This window comes from Streptomyces sp. NPDC045998, assembly GCF_056430285.1.
Genome location: NZ_JBWKLJ010000007.1, coordinates 1 through 18956, shown reverse-complemented (window position 1 = coordinate 18956; position 18956 = coordinate 1). Strand labels below are relative to the sequence as shown.

General features: G+C 73.6%; 15 protein-coding genes and 1 pseudogene. 8 read left to right on the top strand and 8 right to left on the bottom strand.

Translation table 11 applies throughout. From position 1 onward, the window contains the following. Positions 1–153: 153 nt before the first annotated feature. Positions 154–813, top strand: coding sequence for a TetR/AcrR family transcriptional regulator (locus AC07FJ_RS21010; RefSeq protein WP_479050875.1), 660 nt, complete (start codon positions 154–156; stop codon positions 811–813). A gap of 109 nt (positions 814–922) precedes the next feature. Here AC07FJ_RS21010 and AC07FJ_RS21005 read toward each other — a convergent pair whose 3' ends face one another. The 8 genes from AC07FJ_RS21005 to AC07FJ_RS20970 form a co-directional block, all read right to left on the bottom strand. Further along, on the bottom strand, positions 923–1435 hold the full coding sequence (locus AC07FJ_RS21005; protein WP_479050874.1) for a MarR family winged helix-turn-helix transcriptional regulator: 513 nt from the start codon (positions 1433–1435) through the stop codon (positions 923–925). A gap of 150 nt (positions 1436–1585) precedes the next feature. Further along, positions 1586–4090: a sugar phosphate nucleotidyltransferase gene (locus AC07FJ_RS21000; RefSeq protein ID WP_479050873.1), complete on the bottom strand. Its 2505-nt coding sequence runs from the start codon at positions 4088–4090 to the stop codon at positions 1586–1588. Beyond that, positions 4087–4464: an STAS domain-containing protein gene (locus AC07FJ_RS20995; RefSeq protein ID WP_479050872.1), complete on the bottom strand. Its 378-nt coding sequence runs from the start codon at positions 4462–4464 to the stop codon at positions 4087–4089. The genes AC07FJ_RS21000 and AC07FJ_RS20995 overlap by 4 nt, the downstream gene beginning before the upstream one ends. Then, positions 4461–6344 (bottom strand): AGE family epimerase/isomerase, encoded by a 1884-nt coding sequence (locus AC07FJ_RS20990; RefSeq protein ID WP_479050871.1) that lies wholly within the window; start codon positions 6342–6344, stop codon positions 4461–4463. The genes AC07FJ_RS20995 and AC07FJ_RS20990 overlap by 4 nt, the downstream gene beginning before the upstream one ends. After that, entirely contained in the window at positions 6341–6952 is a 612-nt protein-coding gene (locus tag AC07FJ_RS20985; protein WP_479050870.1) for a DJ-1/PfpI family protein, read from the bottom strand. Before AC07FJ_RS20985 ends, AC07FJ_RS20990 begins: the two co-directional genes overlap by 4 nt. 60 nt (positions 6953–7012) lie before the next feature. Further along, positions 7013–7465 (bottom strand): nuclear transport factor 2 family protein, encoded by a 453-nt coding sequence (locus AC07FJ_RS20980; RefSeq protein WP_479050869.1) that lies wholly within the window; start codon positions 7463–7465, stop codon positions 7013–7015. Positions 7466–7492: 27 nt separating this feature from the next. Next, the gene (locus AC07FJ_RS20975) at positions 7493–9178 is read right to left on the bottom strand and encodes a thiamine pyrophosphate-binding protein (RefSeq protein WP_479050868.1); all 1686 of its coding nucleotides are present in this window, start codon (positions 9176–9178) and stop codon (positions 7493–7495) included. Next, entirely contained in the window at positions 9168–9995 is an 828-nt protein-coding gene (locus tag AC07FJ_RS20970; RefSeq protein ID WP_468288724.1) for a type 1 glutamine amidotransferase domain-containing protein, read from the bottom strand. Before AC07FJ_RS20970 ends, AC07FJ_RS20975 begins: the two co-directional genes overlap by 11 nt. A gap of 249 nt (positions 9996–10244) precedes the next feature. On the opposite strand from AC07FJ_RS20970, the gene AC07FJ_RS20965 reads away from it, so the two are divergent. The 7 genes and pseudogenes from AC07FJ_RS20965 to AC07FJ_RS20935 all read left to right on the top strand — a co-directional run. Continuing rightward, entirely contained in the window at positions 10245–12566 is a 2322-nt protein-coding gene (locus AC07FJ_RS20965) for a maltotransferase domain-containing protein (RefSeq protein WP_479050867.1), read from the top strand. A 35-nt stretch (positions 12567–12601) separates the two neighbouring features. Then, positions 12602–14326, top strand: coding sequence for a maltose alpha-D-glucosyltransferase (gene treS / locus AC07FJ_RS20960; protein WP_479051238.1), 1725 nt, complete (start codon positions 12602–12604; stop codon positions 14324–14326). Next, positions 14323–15660 carry a maltokinase N-terminal cap-like domain-containing protein gene (locus AC07FJ_RS20955; protein ID WP_479050866.1) on the top strand — a complete coding sequence of 446 codons (1338 nt, stop codon included), beginning with the start codon at positions 14323–14325 and terminating at the stop codon, positions 15658–15660. Before treS ends, AC07FJ_RS20955 begins: the two co-directional genes overlap by 4 nt. Then, a complete protein-coding gene (locus AC07FJ_RS20950) occupies positions 15654–16301 on the top strand; it encodes a TetR family transcriptional regulator (RefSeq protein ID WP_479050865.1) in 648 nt (215 codons plus the stop codon). Before AC07FJ_RS20955 ends, AC07FJ_RS20950 begins: the two co-directional genes overlap by 7 nt. A 194-nt stretch (positions 16302–16495) precedes the next feature. Beyond that, positions 16496–17410, top strand: coding sequence for a UTP--glucose-1-phosphate uridylyltransferase GalU (gene galU, locus AC07FJ_RS20945; RefSeq protein WP_479050864.1), 915 nt, complete (start codon positions 16496–16498; stop codon positions 17408–17410). 230 nt (positions 17411–17640) lie between these two features. Further along, positions 17641–18729, top strand: coding sequence for a winged helix-turn-helix transcriptional regulator (locus AC07FJ_RS20940; protein ID WP_479050863.1), 1089 nt, complete (start codon positions 17641–17643; stop codon positions 18727–18729). Between the two features lie 75 nt (positions 18730–18804). After that, positions 18805–18956, top strand: a pseudogene (locus AC07FJ_RS20935) (MFS transporter); the annotation flags it as partial.

Genomic DNA, 18956 nt, shown 5'->3' with positions numbered 1-18956 from the left:
TCCCCGGGGTGGGCTCCGCAGCGGTGGCCCGACCCGGACAACAGGGCACGAGTGGCGTGCCCGCCCGCCCGGCACGCTCATGCCCTCATTATGCACGCGGTGCGTGCAACGCCAAGTGCATAGGTTAGGGTGAGGTCCGGCGAGAGGAGCGAGATGGCAGGCCGAAAGCGCTGGTCAACCGACGAGATCCTGGACGCGGCGGCGGAGCTGCTGCGCACGGGCGATGCGGACTCGTTCAGCGTGCGCAAGCTGGCCGCGGTCCTCGGGACCGATTCCTCCAGCCTCTACCGGCACTTCCGCAGCAAGACCGAACTGCTGCGCGCGGTCGCCGACCGGATCCTCCTGGCCGCGATGGACGACTACCGCCCCGAGGGCGACTGGAAGCAGCGCATCACGACCCTGGCCCTGCGGGTGAGGGAGGCCTTCGGGCGGCAGCCCCAACTCGCCTCGGTCTGGGGCCGCTACGCCTCAAGCGGCACCGGCTCCCGCCTGGTCATGGAAGAGGTGCTGCAGGCCCTGCGCGCGGCGGGACTGCCCGACGAGGAGATCCCGGCGCGCTACCACCGCATCGCGGTCCTCATCGCCGCCCTGATCGCCTCCGAGGCCGCGGTCAGCACCGTCACCCCCGGGGAGCACGAACAGGCGATGGAACTGTTCCGCGTGGCGGTCCTGGGCGCCGACCCCGAACGCTTCCCGGCCCTGTCCCACTTCGCCCGCGACGTCCGCCCGCTGGGCGAGGACCGTCACGCCGCGTTCGAGGAGCTCCTGGCCGCCCACCTCGCCCACATCGAGGCCGCGATCCGTCCGGGCTAGGGCCAGTTCAGTCCCACAGGTCGTCAGGAACAAGATCAGCACGCCCCGGGAACACTGCCGACCTGGGTCGTCGAGCACAAGACCCGCAGCTCAACTCATTCTGAAACGATCAGTAAGAACCCTCGGGGGAGGACTCCAGCGCGTCGACCGCCTGCGCCAGCAGCGCCGTCAGGGCGTCGACCACCCCGGGCGGGAGCCCCGCGAGCCGGCGGGCGTGCGCGGCGTCCACGGTGTCCTGGATCCGCTCGCAGACGCGCAGGCCCTCCTCGGTGAGCTGTGCCCACGAACTGCGGCCGTCGTGCAGGTCCGCCTCCCGTACGACGTAGCCGGACTCGGTCATCCGCCGGATGACGTTGCTGGTCCCGCCGGACGACAGGCGGCAGACGGCGGCCAACTCGGTCGGCTTCAGCCGGTGTTCCGGCGCCGCGCCCCGCAGCGCCGCCAGGACGTCGAAGTCGGCGCGGGTCAGGCCGTGGCGGGCGGCCTCGGCGTTGACGGTGGCGTCCATCGCGGTGGTCAGCCGCGTGGCCTGCTCGGCCAGTTCCGCCGGCGCGCTGCGCGCCGCCACCCCGGCGGCCGCGCGTTCCCGGCCCCGCCTCGCCCTCACGTCCACGTCCGCCACTTCCCGGTCCCTCCCCGTGATGGGGAACATCCGCCCCTGCACGGGCCAGGGAAGTCTAGGCGGCGCGGGCCCCGGCGGAACAGCACGCCGAGGCGCGGCTTCCGGGGCCACACGCCCCGCAAGCCGCGCCGACGACGAGGACGGACCGCGTCATGCGGTGGAGCGGGACACCGCGTCGGCCCAGCGGGTCAGCAGGGCGTCCGCCGCCGCGGCGTCCGGGGCCTCCGCCCAGACGCCGGTGACCGCCCGGGAGGCGTCCGGCAGCACCAGGGCCCAGCGGCCGTCCGGCTCCACCACGCGGATGCCCTCGGTGGTGTCCACCTCGAGCCCGGCGGCGGCCTCCGCGACCTGCCGCATGACCGTGCCCTTCGCCTCCCACGGGGTGGCCAGCTCGCGCCTGCGGACGAACGTCCGCGGCACCGCCTCCACCAGGGCGCTCAGCGGCGCGGCGCGGCGGGCGAGGAGCGCCGTGAGGCGGGCGAGCGCCGCGAACCCGTCGTGGTACGGGGAGTTCTCCGGCAGGGCGAAGCCTCCCCGGCCGTCGGCGGCGAGGACGGCCCCGGCGGCCTCGGCGGCGCGGATGGCGCGGTCCGGGGCCGAGGAGGTCCGTACGACCCGGCCGCCGTGCCGCGCGGCGACGTCCTCGGCGGCACGGCTGACGGTGGGCGGCAGCACGACCGTGCCGCCGGGCCGCTCGGCCGAGACCAGCTGGACCATGAGGAGGAGCAGCGTCTCGTCGGACACCTCACGGCCGCGCTCGTCCACCACGGAGACGCGCTGCCCGGTGGGGTCGATCCGTACGCCGAAGTCGGCGTGGTTGGCGACGACGACGTCGGAGAGGTAGCGCAGGGCGCCCCGGCGTTCGACGGCCGTCTCGGTGGCGCGCTCGTCGTCGAGGCCGGTGTTGAGGGTGACCGCGCGGACGCCCAGCCCGTCGAGGAGGCCCGGCAGCACCAGGGCGCCGCTGCCGAACGCCGCGTCCACGACGACCTTGGGCGCCCGCTCGCGGACCGCCGCCGTGTCGACCCGCTTCAGCAGCCGCTCGGTGTACGCGCCCAGCGCGGTCGCCGCCGACTCCTCCCCGGACAGCAGGGCACCGAACTCCCCGGCGGGCGCCCGCCGGAACTCCGCCCGGCTCAGCAGCCGCTCCAGCTTGCGCTGCGCGGCCTGCGGCAGGTCCACGCCGTGGGCGTCGAGGAACGTCAGGCTGACCGAGTCGGCCGCGCCCGGCGTCGTCGTCAGCAGGACGCCGCCGTCGGTGAGCGCCGCCTCCCGCCGGGCGACCGGCACCGGGACGTGGCCCAGGTCGCGTACGTGGACGCCGCTCGACTGGAGCGCGGACACGACCGCGGCGGCCAGCACCCGCGAGCCCTGGGCGTGGTCGCGGGTGACGGTGACGGTGGCGTCGTGGGGCACCGTCGTCGCGAACGCCCCGGCGAGCCGCACGGCCAGTTCGGGCGTGAGGTCGACGTTGACGACACCGCTGACGCCCTGCGGACCGAACAGCGCCCGGGAGCCCTGGTTGTCCCAGAGGAGGTCGGTGCCGATCACGGCGCCCGCGCCGACGGCCTTCCCCGGGTTGACGACCACGCCCGCCGACACCACCGCGTGCTCGCCCACCCGGGAGTTCTCGCCGACGACCACGCCCTCCTCCAGGCGCGCCGAGCGCCGCACGGTGGTGTTGCGGCCCACGACGCACCCGCGCAGCGAGGATTGCGCCCCGGCGTACGCGTACGGGTGGAGCACCGCCCGGTGGAGGTGGGCGCCGGGCTCGACGACGCTGTGGGCGCCGATCACCGAGTGCTCGTGGACCCGCGCCCCGGCGGCGATCCGCGCGTGCTCGCCGATGACCACCGGACCCCGGACGTCGGCCTCCGGGTCGACCCAGGCGCTGTCGGCCACCCATACACCGGGCAGGATCTCGGTCCCGGGGACGCCGGAGTCCACGCGGCCGTCCAGCAGGTCCGTCTGGGCCTGCCGGTAGCCGTCGAGGGTGCCGACGTCCTGCCAGTAGCCGTCGGCGACGTAGCCGTGGACGGCCGCTCCCTGGGCGATCAGCCGCGGCAGGACGTCACCGGACCAGTCGACCGGCACCCCGGCCGGCACGTGGGCCAGGACCTCCGGCTCCATCACGTAGATGCCGGTGTTCACGGTGTCGGAGAACACCTCGCCCCAGGTCGGCTTCTCCAGGAAGCGCTCGATGCGGCCGTCCTCTCCGACCACGGTGACGCCGAACTCCAGAGGGTCGGGCACGCGGGTCAGGCAGACCGTGACCATCGCCCGCCGCTCCCGGTGGTGGCGTATCAGCGCCGACAGGTCGATGTCGGTGAGGGCGTCTCCGGAGATCACCAGGAAGGGCGCGCCGCCCAGCTCGCCCTCGGCGTTCTTGACGCTGCCCGCCGTGCCGAGGGGCGTCTCCTCGTGGGCGTACGTGAGGGACATGCCGAGGTCCGAACCGTCCCCGAAGCGCTCCTCGATGAGGTGGGCGAGGAACTGGACGGTGACCACGGTCTCCGTGACACCGTGTCTGCGCAGCAGCCTCAGTACGTGTTCCATGATGGGGCGTTCGCCGACGGGGAGCAGCGGCTTGGGCACGGACGTGGTCAGGGGGCGCAGGCGGGTGCCCTCGCCTCCGGCCATCACAACAGCCTTCACAGGGAAAGACTCCTTTCGGACGGGTGGCGGTGCGGCGGGAAGGGAGCTGTCTCGGGCGGAACGGATAGTTCGGTCGGTACGGAGGGGGCGTTCACGCCGCCCAGGCGCAGCGCGGACAGGACCTCGTCCCGGGCACCTTCCAGGACCAGGTCGGTGCCGGGGGCCAGCTCCTGCTGGGCGAGGGCGACACAGCGCACCCCGCCGGCGGCGAGCGAGCCCAGCCCGCCCATGCGCAGCAGCAGGCGGTCCACCGGCTGCCGTACCGCCTGGCCCAGCAGGGCGCGCAGGGCCGGCACGCGTGCGTCGGTGAGCTCCCCGGACAGATGGATGACGGCGGTCCGTCCGGAGACGGCGAGATGGGCGTCGAAGGTCATCGGCCGGGACCCTTTCGTACGGGGGCGGGGGCGGGGCCGGGCGCTGCGGGCCGCAGGCGGACCCGTACCGTGGGCCGGCCGGCGGTGTCCGGGAGCCGTACGGCCATGGCCTCGGCGTCGAAGTCGGACCAGGGCTCGCCGTCGACGAGCACCCGGTCCAGGAGGACCCTTCCGGGCGGCAGGAGGTCGGGGGCGACGCCGAGGACGCGCCGGCCGCCGTCCCGGGGGAGCGCGGCGTCCGGCCGCGGCTTGTACCAGAGCTCCAGCGGCTCGCCCTGGAGCAGCAGCCGCTGGTACACCTCGGCGAGGTAGCAGAGCTCCGCCTTGTGGTACATGGACATCGCGTGGCTGCCCTTGAGGCGTTCGTCGCCGACCGCGTACGGGATGCCCTGGGCGAGCACGGTGAAGTGGACGGCTCCGGCGTCGTGGTCGAGGAAGAAGGCGTTGTAGAAGGCGGCGGCCTCGCGCGCGTGCCGCAGATGGCCGTCGTCGCCGGTGTGGGCGGCCAGCAGCAGATAGGCGAGGATCGCCTGCTCCTGCTGCCACCAGGCCTTGCGGTCGTGGTGCGCGAAGGCGTGCCGGCCGTCGCGCGGTTCGCGCTCCATCAGGTCGTACCAGCCGCCGCGTTGGCCGTCCCGCCCGATGTCGGGCAGCAGCGCGCCGAGCCGCTCGGCCAGCGCCCGGTACTCGCGCTTGGGGCGGGCCGCCTGCATGCGCAGCAGGTTCCAGACGATCTTCAGGTTGTGGCCGACCACCGCGTGGTTCCGCTGCCAGCCCCAGTGGTGGTCGGGGGTCCAGTCGGCGTGGAAGCGCTCGTTGACGAAGGGGCTCGTCCCGCCGCGCTCCGGCATGTGCTCCACGATCATGTCGAAGGTGTGCTCCAGCATGCGCAGATGGCGCTCGTCGCCGGTGGCGAGGTAGAGGTTGACGAGGTAGGCGGGCGCGTGGTCCCCGACGGAGTTCCAGTTCTTGCGGGAGCGGTTGGGGCCCAGGGTGTCGGCGTGCGGGCTGAGGGTCACCGGGTCGATGTGGGAGTAGTAGCCCCCGAGCCTGCGGTCGGCGTAGAACCGCTCGAAGAGCCGTACGGTGCCGTCGATGTCCGCCCGGATCAGCGGGTCGCCGGTGATCCGGTACGTCTGGGCGAGGCCCACGAGCGCGTAGATCTGCTCGTACGCGGGCAGGGCCCGGTGCTCGTCGCCGAACTCCGAGGCGAACAGCTTGCGTTCGCCCAGCGGGTGCTTCTCGATGCCGTGGTACCAGTAGACGACGTCCTCCGCCCGGTCGTGGAAGCGCAGGTGGTCGTGGAGGTAGCGGGAGCCGCGCTCGGCGGTGTCCAGGTACGTCTCGTCACCGGTGAGCAGGTAGGTGGTGGCCATGCCGTACACGAGCCGTGAGATGGTGTCCGTCTCCTGCACGCCGTACGCCGGCTTCTCGCCGCCGCCGCGCAGCTCGGTCCGGTACTGCCCGAAGTCGGCCGGGCCGCCGCCGAACTGGGAGCGGTGGTAGAAGCCGGCGAGCCGGCGCAGCTGGTCGGACCACCAGCCGGGCTCCTCGTGCGGGTGCGGGTACGGCGTCCCGGGGCCGCCCGCCACGACGAGGTGGTCGACCTGGCAGAGCGGACCGTCCGGGCCGCCCTGGTAGACCGGGCCGTAGCTGAACACCAGGGCTCCTGGCACCAGGTGCTCCGCCAGCCGGCCCGTCACGTCGTGGTACGGCTCGCCCAGGTTGCGCAGCCGCTGCGCGGAGGTGGCCGCGGTGACCTCCAGCGTCACCGGCGCCCCGCCCAGGGTGCGGAGCACCAGCCGGTCGCCCCGGAACTCCTGGACGTAACCGGCCATCGTGTCGGAGAACGACGCCACGGGGGTGCGTACGGCGTTCACGCGGCGGCTCCCGCGGGACGGGCCAGCGTCTCGATCACGGTGCGCGCCAGCAGGTGGCAGTGGTCCGCGCTGCGCGAGGTGATGAGGTCGCCGTCCACGACCAGGTCCTGGTCCAGGTAACCGGCGCCCATGTTGCGCACATCGGCGACGAGGTTGTTGTGGCAGGTCACCGGGCGGCCCCGGATCAGCTCCTTGGCCGCCGACAGCAGCAGCAGGCCGTGGCAGGAGAACGCCTTCACCAGGTGCGGGATGCCGAAGGCGCGCCGCATCAGCCGGACGGCGGGCGCCTCGCGGCCGACGTCCTCGCTGTAGCGCAGCCGGTCGGCGACCATCCCGCCGGGCACCACCAGCGCGGACAGCCGGGACAGTTCGTGGTAGCCGAGGGCCTCCAGGTCACCGGTGACGCGGACCTCGCCGCGGTGGTCGTGCCCGTGGAAGGTGAGGGAGTCACGGCCCCACAGCCGGGTCAGCAACTCGACGTGGGCGCCCTCCTCGGCGAACCGCCGCTCGAAGTAGGCGATCTCGTCCTCGGCGAAGTCGTTCTCCATGAGGACACCGATGCGCTTGCCGGCCAGGCGGCCGTCCGGCAGCGGTCTGATACGTGCCATGCTGACATTCCCCCGCGGGTGAGAAGTACGGAAACGGTCGGAACGGACGGGACGGAGACGTCACGCGTGGGCCGGTACCGGGGACCCGGCCCGGGGCGTGAGGGCGTCCACGGTGTAGCCGCGGATGCGCGGCCGGCCGTCGAGCAGCACGACGGACCAGGTCTGCCGGGCGTCGAAGTCCAGGGTCCGGCTGTACGCGTCGGGCGGGCTCCACACCCGCGCGCGCCAGTTGACGGCGACCTCGACCTCCGCGCTCCGCGGGTCCACGGGGCGGACGGTGACCGCGTCGACCCGGTGCACCTCGTCGAAGTACAGCGCGCAGACCTTGCGGTACCAGGAGCGGAAGCCGGACAGTCCCCGGACGGGGCCCTCGGGGAAGCGCATGACGAGTCCGCGCGGGACCAGGTGGTGCAGCACCTCCTCGACGGGGGCGTGCCGGTCGAGGGCGGCGTACCAGTCGGTGACGGTCCGTTCCACGGCGGACCGGGTGAGGAGGTCGGTGACAGGGGGCATGGGTGGTCTCTTCTCCGTAACGGGGGGTCAGTTCGTGGTGACGAGGTCGATCAGGAACGGGCCCGTGCCGCCCAGCGCGGCGTCGATCGCCGGACCGATCTGCCCCGGGGTCTCCACGCGCACCGCCGGCACGCCGAGGGACTCCGCCAGCCCGGTGAACCCGATGGCGGGCCGGGACAGGTCGAACGCCTGCGGTGGGGCGGCCGTCCGGGCCCGCGGCCCGCCGCCTGGCCGCGTTCCGCGGTAGACGTCGAGGTTCAGGTCGAGCAGCCGGTAACGGCCGTTGTTGCAGACGACGAAGGTGGCGTCGATGCCGTACCGGGCGGCGGTCCACAGCGCCTGGATCGTGTACATGCTGCCGCCGTCCCCGGTGAAGCCCACCACCTCCAGGTCCGGCCGGGCCAGCTTCACGCCCATGGCGCCGGGGATCCCGACGCCGAGGGAGCCGCCGCGGGTCTGGAAGTACGTGCCCGGGAGGCGGGGAGGCAGGTGCCGTACGAGGTCGCCGGAGGCGGTCAGGGCCTCGTCGAACACGGCGAGGTCGTGCGGCGCGCGGGCGGCCAGCGTTGCGCAGAAACGTTCCATCAGGGAGGGTGCCGCTGAGAGCGGTGCCGAGGGCGGTGCTGAGGGCGCCGCCGCCGGCTCCGTCGTCGGCGCCGCGGTCGTACCGCGCCCCCGGCCGGCCCCGGAGGCCGTACGGCCGCGGCGGCCCAGTTCGGCCGCGAGGGCGCCCAGCGCCGCCTTCGGGTCGGCGGCCACACCCAGGTCGACCGGGAAGTTCTTGGCGATCTCGTACGGGTCCGCGTCGACGTGGACCAGCCGCGCCCCGGGCCGGAAGGGACTGGCCAACCGGGGGAAGACCTCCGGGAACACGTACGTGCCCACGATCAGCACGGCGTCCGCCCCGGCCACCACGCGGGCGCTGTCGTCGCCCGACATGTGCCCGAGGACACCGGCGAAGAGCGGGTGCGTGGTGTCCATGTTCACCTCGGAGGAGTTCACCCCCCACACCCGTGCGCCCAGCCGCTCGGCGACGTCCGTCAGCTCCCGCTGCGCCCCGCTGACGGCGACGCCGTCGCCCATCAGGATCAGCGGCCGCTCCCCGGCCAGCAGCAGGTCCGCCGCCTCCCGCGTGGTCGCCGCGTCCGGTGCGGTACGGGTCACCGGGACCGGCGCGGGCACGGCCGGTTCCGCCGTGAGCTCCTCCAGGACGTCGGCGGGCAGCACCACGAGGATGGGGCCGCGCGGGGGCGTCGCCGCGATCTTCACGGCGCGGCGCAGCACCCGCAGGACCGAGTCCGGGTGGACGACCCGCGTGGCGTACTTGGTGACCGGCGCCGCCATCGCCACCAGGTCCGCGGCCATCTGGGCGTCCATCGCGTCGTACCGCAGGCCCGCCTCGCCCGCCAGCGCGACCAGCGGGGAGCCGCCGCGCAGGGCCTGGTACAGCATGCCGATCGCGTTGCCGAGGCCCGCGCTGCTGTGCAGCTGGACGACCGCGGGGCGCCCGGAGGCGCGGGCGTAACCGTCGGCCATGGCCACCGCCACGCCTTCGTGCAGGGCGAGGACGTACGACGTGCCGCTGGCGTCGACGAGGTCGAGGAAGCCCTGCTCCACCGTGCCGGGGTTGCCGAACATGTGGCGGATGCCGTCGGCGGCGAACTGCTCGAAGAGCGCGGCCTTGGCGGGGCGCGGCTCCACGTCACCAGCCATGGCGCCGCAGCCCCCCGTCCAGGACCTCGGCCAGCAGCTCGCCCGCGAGGGCCGAGTCCGGCGTCGAACGGGCCGTGACGAAGGGGAAGTCGACGACGACCGAGGTCTCCTTGCCGACATTGCCGTGGAAGCCGCCGTCCGGCCCGGTGGCGTCCCGCAGGATGTACTCCAGGGGATAGGGCGGCGGGCCCATCACGAAATCGGTGCCGAGAAAGCCGGTCCCGTCCTTGTAGTCGTATTCCTTCGGGTGTCCCGTGACGTGTTTGCCCCACAGCAGACTGGTACGGGTTTCCGGGTCGCGGGCGAATGCCAGCGCCGCCACTCCGTAGCATTCCGCGAGGATCGGCCGGTCCGCCGCCGCGAACGCCAGGATGATCTCGTGCAGCCGCTCGTTGTTGGCGAGGTCCACGATGGGGCCGCTGCCCCCGACGATGACCAGGGCGTCGAATCCGGCGAGCAGGTCGTCGGTGACCGCGGTGAGCCGGCGGTGGTACTCCTCCAGCTCCCTCAGGTGGTTCAGCGCGCTGAGGTACGGGCGCTCGGGCAGCAGCCCGGCCAGCGACAGCGGCTGGTCGAGCCGGTCCGATCCGTCCAGCTCACGGGCGCGCCGCGCCATGTCGGGCGTGGTGACCGTACGCCCCAGCGGGGGGTCCAGATAGGTCGGATCGAGGCTCGGCGGCAGCGCTCGCGCCCGTTTTCCGGTGGGCGTGAGGAACGTGGTGCGGTAGCCGCGGGCGTCGAACACGTCGAGCGGACCGACCAGTTCCTCGCCCCAGTAACCGTATTCGGACAACACCACGAGAATGCGTTGGGACACGAAAGGCTCCATGCGGTGGAAAAGCCCGGCGGCATGGCGGAATTCGGCGTCCGGTGTGCCGGGACAACGTGGAGTTTGAGTCAAACCTCAGGAGTACGCCATCGGCAAGGCGCGCCCGGCGCGTTGGTGACACTGGAGCGAGTTGCCGAAGTAGCGGTGGTTCCCGCGTACCGGAAACGGGGCGCGCCGTACGTCCGTTCTCCCCGGACATACCGAATGCATCAGTGCGAGCCGTGAAAGGGGGCGGACATGAGCGGCCGTCTGTTCATCGACGACGTGTCACCGGTCGTCAGTCTGGGGCGCTTTCCCGCCAAGGCCGTGGTGGGCGAAGCCCTGCCCGTGGAGGCGACCGTGTGGCGCGAGGGCCACGAGGCGCTCGCCGCCGCGGTGCTGTGGACCGGCCCGGACGGGACCTGCCGCGAGATACCGCTGCGGAGGCCGGACCCGGACGCCGACCGGTGGCGGGCCCTGATCGTGCCCGAGGGCACGGGGGAGTGCGCCTTCCGGGTCCGGGCCTGGACGGACCCGTGGCAGACCTGGCTGCACGCGGTGGAGGCCCGCCGCGAAGCCGGCCTCCCTCCGGGCGGATCGGGTGACCCGGAGGCAGGCGCGAGGCTCCTGGAGGAGGCGGCACGGCTCCTCACCGCGGAGGCGGAACCGCGAGGCGTCGCCGGCGCGGCGCTCGGTGCCGGGCCTGTGGCCGGGGCTGTTGAGGCACGCCATGCCGAGGGGGCGACCGGAGCCGGTGCCGGAGCCGCGGCCGTCGGCGGCGTCGAGGTACGCCACGAAGGGGCCGCCGGTGCCGAGGTGCCGGCCGGGACCGGTACGGCGCTCGAAGCCGCGGCCGTTGAGGCGCCTCGCGGAGAGGCGCTGCCCGGCGCCGCCGACGCGGCGCTCGCCTCAGAGGCCGGGGACGGGGAGTGCCACGCCGAGGGCGTTCCCGGAGCCGGGGTGCTGCTCAGCGCCGACGCGGCGCTCGGTGCTGGTGCCGGCGCTGGTGCCACCGCGCCGCCGTCCGTCGCCGTGGCCGGGCTGCTGCTTCGCGCCGCCGGCGCCCTGCGCTGCGCGGCCGACGCCGAGGGCGTCTCCGCCGCGCTCGGCCCCGCCGTGCGCGCGGCCATGGAGCGGCACCCGCTGCGCGCCCTGGCGGCCGAGAGCCCGGCGTACCGCGTGTGCGTGGAGCGGCGCCGGGCGCTGTACGGCAGCTGGTACGAGTTCTTCCCCCGCTCCACCGGCGGGCGGGCCGCCGACGGCACCCCGCGGCACGGCACCTTCCGCACGGCCGTCGGCGAGCTGCCGCGCATCGCCCGCATGGGCTTCGACGTGGTGTACCTGCCGCCCATCCACCCCATCGGCACCACCGCCCGCAAGGGCCGCGACAACGCCCTGAGCGCCGCCCCCGGCGACGTCGGATCGCCCTGGGCCATCGGATCGGCGGACGGCGGCCACGACGCGGTCCACCCGGAGCTCGGCACCCTTGAGGACTTCGACGCCTTCGTGGCCGCCGCCCGCCGCGCCGGCCTGGAGGTGGCGATGGACCTCGCCCTCCAGTGCGCGCCCGACCACCCCTGGCTGCGCGACCACCCGGAGTGGTTCACCCACCGTCCCGACGGCACCATCGCCTGCGCGGAGAACCCGCCCAAGACGTACGAGGACATCGTCCCGCTGAACTTCGACGACGACCCCGAAGGGCTCTACGCGGAGATCCTGCGCGTCGTCCGCTTCTGGACCGGCCGGGGCGTCCGCGTCTTCCGGGTCGACAACCCCCACACCAAGCCGCCGGACTTCTGGCACCGGCTGATCCGCGACGTCCGGTCCACCGAGCCCGACGTGCTGTTCCTGGCCGAGGCGTTCACCCGGCCCGCCGTCCAGCACGGGCTGTCGAAGCTCGGGTTCAGCCAGTCGTACACCTACTTCACCTGGAAGTCGGACAAGCGCGAGCTGACCGACTACCTCACCGAGCTGACAGGGGAGGCGGCCGCGTGGTTCCGGCCCAACTTCTTCGTCAACACCCCCGACATCCTCCCCGTCCACCTCCAGAGCGGGCAGCCGGCCGTCTTCGCGCTGCGCGCGGCCCTGGCGGCCACGCTGTCACCGAGCTGGGGCGTGTACAGCGGCTACGAGCTGTACGAGAGCGACCCGCTGGTGCCGGGGGAGGAGGAGTACCGCGCCTCGGAGAAGTACGAACTGCGCCCCCGCGACCACACCGCAGCCGGCCCCTCGCTGGAACCCTGGATCACCCTCCTCAACACCCTCCGGCGCCGCCACCCCGCCCTCCAGCAGCTCCGCTCGCTGCACTTCCACGACACCGACAACGACCGGGTCCTCGTCTACTCCAAGCGCGACCCGGTCGGCGGCGACACCGTCCTGTGCGCCGTCACCCTCACCCCGGACGAGACGGAACAGGCCACCGTACGGCTCGACACGGCGGCCCTCGGCCTGGAACCCGGCCGGCGCGTCCACGCCGTCGACGAGGTGACGGGCCGGACCGCCGAACTCGGTCCCGTACTCGACCTCAAGATCGACCCCCAGCAGTCCGTGGCCCACGTCTTCACCTGGAGCGACCAGTGACCTTCACGGAACTCCCGCCGCTGTCCCTGCACGGCGTGCTCGCCGACGGCCCCGCGGCGAGACCGCCCGCGCGCCGCGCGTCCCCGCTCCCGTACGCACACCACTGGTACAAGCGGGCCGTCTTCTACGAAGTGCTCGTCAGCGCCTTCCAGGACAGCGACGGCGACGGCGTCGGCGACCTGAAGGGGCTGACCCGGCGGCTGGACTACCTCCAGTGGCTCGGCGTGGACTGCCTGTGGCTGCCGCCCTTCTACTGCTCGCCGCTGCGCGACGGCGGCTACGACATCGCCGACTACCGCAGCGTACGGCCCGACTTCGGCACCCTCGACGACTTCGTCGACCTGCTGGAGGCCGCCCACGGCCGGGGCATCCGGGTGATCATCGACATGGTGATGAACCACACCAGCGACCAGCACCCGTGGTTCCAGGAGTCCCGCCGCGATCCGTCCGGCCCGTACGGCGACTTCTACGTCTGGGCCGACGACGACACCGGCTACCCGGACGCCCGCATCATCTTCACCGACACCGAGACCTCCAACTGGGCCTTCGACCCGGTCCGCAAGCAGTACTACTGGCACCGCTTCTTCAGCCACCAGCCGGACCTCAACTACGAGAACCCGGCCGTACGGGCGGCCATGCTCGACGCGCTCGGCTTCTGGCTCGACCTGGGCGTGGACGGCTTCCGCCTGGACGCCGTGCCGTACCTGTACGCGCGCGAGGGCACGAGCTGCGAGAACCTGCCCGCCACCCACGACTTCCTGAAGCTCGTCCGCAAGACGCTGGACAACGAGTACCCCGGCCGGGTGCTGCTCGCCGAGGCCAACCAGCGCCCCGAGGAGCTCGTCGACTACTTCGGCGAGCCCACCACGGGCGGCGACGAGTGCCACATGGCGTTCCACTTCCCCCTCATGCCGCGCCTGTTCATGTCCGTACGCCGCGAGACGGCCCGCCCCCTGTCGGAGATCCTCGCCAAGACGCCCGAGCTCCCGGACGGCTGCCAGTGGGGCATCTTCCTGCGCAACCACGACGAGCTGACGCTGGAGATGGTCACCGACGAGGAACGCGCCTACCTGTACGCCCAGTACGCCCGGGACCCGCGGATGCGCGTCAACGTCGGCATCCGGCGCCGCCTGGCGCCCCTGCTCGACAACGACCGCGGCCAGCTCCAGCTGTGCACGGCGCTGCTGCTGTCGCTGCCCGGGTCGCCGGTGCTCTACTACGGCGACGAGATCGGCATGGGCGACAACATCTGGCTCGACGACCGGGACGCCGTCCGCACCCCCATGCAGTGGAGCCCCGACCGCAACGCCGGCTTCTCCACCGGCGACCCCGGCCGGCTCACCCTGCCGGTCGTCATGGACCCGGTCTACGGCTACCAGTCGGTCAACGTCGAGGCCCAGCAGGGCTCCGGCGGCTCCCTTCTGCACTGGACCCGCGCCATGCTGGCCGCTCGGCGCGCGCACCCGGCCTTCGGGCCCGGCACCTTCACCGAGGTGCCCACCGACAACGACGCGGTGCTCGCCTTCGTCCGCCACCACACCGAGGAGGACGGCACGGCCCACACGGTGCTGTGCGTCAACAACCTCTCCCGCCACCCGCAGCCCGTCGCACTGGACCTGGACCGGTGGGCCGGAGCCGTACCCGTCGAGCTGCTGGGCGGAGCCGCCTTCCCCAGGGTCGGGGAACGGCCCTACCGGCTCTCCCTCCAGGGCCGCGGCTTCTACTGGCTGTCGCTCACGGCGGACGGGCCACGCCCATGACCGTCGACATGGGCACGCTCCGGCTCCGGCTGGAGCGTGCCCTGACCGCCTGGGTGCCCTGGCAGCGCTGGTACGGCAGCAAGGGCCGCCCCCCGCACGGGGCGTCGATCGTGGGGACCACCGCGTTCAGCGACACCCTCCGCACCGGCGGGGCGCGGGGCGTGCTGCTCCTGCTCCGCGTCACCTTCGCCGACGGCGGCCCGCCCGAGTACTACCAGGTCCCGGTGGGCATGCGGGCCGTGCTGGCACCGGAACTGGAGCCGTACGTGATCGCCGGGGTGGACGACCTCTTCGTGTACGAGGCGGTCGGCGACTCCGCGCTCGTCGGCGCGCTGCTGGGGCTGACGGGCGCCCGCTCCGTGCCGCCCGGGACCAGCAGGCCGCTGGGCGTGGAGCAGACCCACACCTCCGTCGTCGTGGACGAGCGCTACCTGCTGAAGATCTTCCGGCGGATCAGCACCGGGACCAACCCGGACGTGGAGCTGCTGCGGGCCCTCGGCGCCACCGCCAACCCGCACGTCACGGGGTTACGGGGAGCCGTGGAAGGCGAACTCGACGGCGAGCCGGTCACGTACGCCATGGTGCAGGACTACCTGCCGGAGGCCACGGACGGCTTCACGGCGGCCTGCGCGGCGGTGGCGGCCTGCGCGGTGGCGAGCACCGGTGCGGCGCATCAGGGGGTCTTCGTCCCCGAGGCACGCGCCATGGGAGAGGCCGTCGCCCGCGTCCACGGCGACCTGGCGCGGCTCGGCACCGCGCCCACCGGCGCCGCGGAACTCGCCGCGCTGCGCCGCGACCTGGCCGCCGACCTGGACGAGGCGGCCCGCCGGGTGCCCGCCCTGCGCCCGCTGCGGCCGGCGGTGCGCGCCGCCTACGAGCGCCTGGCCGTCCTGACCTCCGGGCCGCCCGCGCAGCGCGTCCACGGCGATCTGCACCTGGGCCAGCTGCTGCGGTCCTCCACCGGCTGGATCCTGGTGGACTTCGAAGGCGCCCCGGGCGTGCCGCTGGCCGAACGCAGAGCCCGGCATTCGCCTTTGTCCGACATAGCGGGCATGCTGCGTTCGTTCGACTACGCGGCCCGTTGTGCCGGGGCACCCGACACCGGCCGCTGGACGGCCCGGTGCGCGGACGCCTTCTGCGACGGCTACGCGCGGGTGTCGGGCCTCGATCCGCGGGAGCACACGCTCCTGCTCCGGGCCTGCGTCCTCGCCAGGGCCGTGCACGAGGTGGTGTACGAGCACGACCACCGGCCCGAGAGGACCAGCCTGCCTCTTGCGGCCGTCGCAGAATTGGCGCAGCACGGACACCTGAACAGCGGGAATCAAGCATGGTGAAACAAGAACGGGCAGTACGGACTCGGCACTCCCTGGTCGTGGCGGCCGCCGAGGAATTCGACAAGAACGGATACGAGGGCACGTCCCTGGCCCGGGTGAGCAAATCCGCGGGAATTTCCATGGGCGCGTTGACCTTCCATTTCCCCACCAAGGACGAGCTCGCGGAGGCGGTGCACGCGTGCGGCCGGTCCGCCACCCGGTCGGCGCTGGAGCACTCGGCGGGCGGGCCGGCGGGCGGCTCTGAGGGTGCTCCGGCGGACGAGGCGGTGCCGGCGCTGGAGCGGGTGGTCGCACTGACCGTCACGCTGGCCCGGCTGCTGCGGGAGAAGGCCCTCGTCCGCGCCTGCGCCCGGCTGGAGCGGGACGGCTGGCGCAGCGCGGCGGGCAGCTGGTCGTCCCTCTGGGCGCCCCTCGCCCGCGAACTGGCCGAACGCGCCGACGAGCAGGGCGAACTGCGGGAGGGCGTCGAGCCGGACACGGTGTCGGCGCTCGTCGCCCACCTGATCGCCGGGTCGGAGGTGCAGGTCCGCGAATGGCTGCACGGCCTTCCCCAGGCGGGCGGCTCCCCGTGCCCCGCCGACGCCCAGCTCGCCCGCATCTGGGAACTGGCCCTCCGCGGCCTGCGCGCCCCGGAGTCCTGAGCCGGGGCCGCGGCGTGGCGGCTTGCGCGCGGGGGCCTGGGCGTGGGGGCTGGACCTGCGCGCGGCCGCCCCGAGGGCCCCGGCGCGACCGGGACCGCCGGGGCGGCCACGCGCCTTTGGCCAATTGCCGAAGTCGGTTTCGTGCCACGGCAATTGCTTCAACCGGCCCGTATGCACCGCCTAGCGTTCTCCCCATGAATTCGACTCCGCGCCGCATAACGAAGGCAGTCGTCCCGGTGGCGGGACTCGGCACGCGTTTCCTGCCGGCCACGAAAGCCACCCCGAAGGAAATGCTGCCGGTGGTGGACAAGCCCGCCATCCAGTACGTGGTCGAAGAAGCCGTGTCCGCCGGGATGACGGACGTCCTCATGGTGACGGGCCGGAACAAGCGCCCGCTGGAGGACCACTTCGACCGCAACTACGAGCTCGAGGAGACCCTCGCGCGCAAGGGCGACCAGGACAAGCTCGCCCGCGTGTGCGCCCCCACCGAGCTCGCCACCTCCCTCCACTACGTACGCCAGGGCGACCCCAGGGGGCTGGGACACGCGGTGCTGTGCGCGGCGCCGCACGTGGGCCGCGAACCCTTCGCCGTCCTGCTGGGCGACGACCTGATCGACCCCCGCGACCCGCTTCTCGCGAGGATGGCCGAGGTGCGGGCCCGGTACGGCGGCAGCGTGGTGGCGCTGATGGAGGTCGACCCCGACCAGATCCACCTCTACGGCTGCGCGGCGGTCCGGCCGGCCGGCGGCGACACCGTACGCGTCACCGACCTCGTGGAGAAGCCCGCCCCGGGCGAGGCGCCCAGCAACTACGCCGTCATCGGCCGGTACGTCCTCGACCCGGAGATCTTCGACGTACTGCGCCGCACGCCGCCCGGCCGCGGCGGCGAGATCCAGCTCACGGACGCCCTGCGCGAACTGGCGGTACGCCAGGACGCCGGACCGGTGCACGGGGTCGTCTTCTCCGGCCGGCGGTACGACACGGGCGACCGCCTCGGCTTCCTCCAGGCGACGGTCCGCCTCGCCTGTGAACGCGAGGACCTGGGGCGGGACTTCCGTGCCTGGCTGGGGGAGTACGTCGAGCGGGAGCTGCTCGTCCCGGTCGGCTGAGCCGCACGGGGCGCGTGTGGTGTGCGACCGCGCAAGGTGCACGGTTGCACACCACAACGGGCGCCCCTCCTGGGCAAGTTGCCAAGGTCGTACCCGGGAGGCCCCGCCAGAGCGGCATACCGAACGGTATCTACGTAATCTCGTGGTCGTGCCCGATCCGGCCGGAACACCGCCGGGGGCAGACCGTCCACGACCCGATCCCACGACCACCCGAGGGGGTGCGCCCGTCCATGTCCTCGTCCATGTCCCCGCCCATCCTGTCGGCCCGGACCGACGCCGATCCCCGTCTCCCGGCCGAGGGTCCCCTGCACGACGGCCCCCTGCACGACAGCCCCCTGCGCGAGGCGGTCGACCGGCGTGTGCACCGGATCCCGGTCGACGACCTGCTGCCCGCCGACTCACCGCGCATCGCGGGCGAGGACGTGGGACACGCCCAGGCCCTCGCGGCCTGCGGCGACCCGCTGCCCCCGATCCTGGTGCACCGGTCCACCCTGCGGGTGATCGACGGGACGCACCGGCTGCGCGCCGCGCGGTTGCGCGGACAGCACCTCGTCGAGGTGCGGTTCTTCGACGGCAGCCCCGAGGACGCGTTCGTCCTCGCCGTCGAGTCCAACACCCTGCACGGCCTGCCGCTGACCCTCGCCGACCGGACGGCCGCGGCCGCCCGCATCCTCGCGAGCCACCCCGACTGGTCCGACCGGGCCGTGGCCTCCCGCACCGGGCTCGCCGCCGCGACCGTCGGCGCGCTCCGCCGGCGGACGGCTCCGCCGGACGAGGCCGCCGCCACCCGCCGGATCGGCCAGGACGGCCGCGTCCGCCCGCTCAGCACCGCCGAGGGCCGCAGGGCCGCCGCCCGCCTCATCGCCGAGGACCCGGGCGCGTCCCTGCGGGTCATCGCGGAGCGTACGGGCCTGTCGCCCGGCACGGTCCGCGACGTACGGCGGCGGACCGACGACGGCGAGGACCCGGTGCCGCCGCGCCAGCGGGAGGCGGAACGCAAGACCGCCCCGGAACGGGCCCCGTCGGTGCCTGCCGTACCCCCCGCGGCCGGTGACGGTGGGCCCGGCCGGGGGCTCGACGCCCTGGTCAGGAACCTCTGCCAGGACCCGGCCCTGCGGCTGAGCGACGCCGGACGCCTGCTCCTGCGGATGTTCGACGCCCAGGTGGCCGGAGCCCGCCAACGGCAGCAGATCCTCGCCGCCGTGCCGGCGCACCGCGCGGCCACGGCCGCGGCGGCCGCCGACCAATGTGCCGCGCTCTGGCGGGACCTGGCGATCAGGATGCGTTCCCGCTCCGGCGCGGAGGGCGGTGACACCTGATGTCCACCGCGCCGCGCCGCCCAGAAGCTTCCCCCGGAAGACCCCCCAAGACAGTGCCCAGAGAGGAACGTCCCCATGTCGGTTATTGATGATGTGAAGTCGGTTGGTGAGGGGAGGAGGGTTGGTCCGTCTCGGATGACGGGGCGGCAGCGGTTGGTGCTGGTGGTGTTGCTGGTCGCGCAGTTCATGCTGGCGGTGGACTTCTCGATCCTGAACGTGGCGTTGCC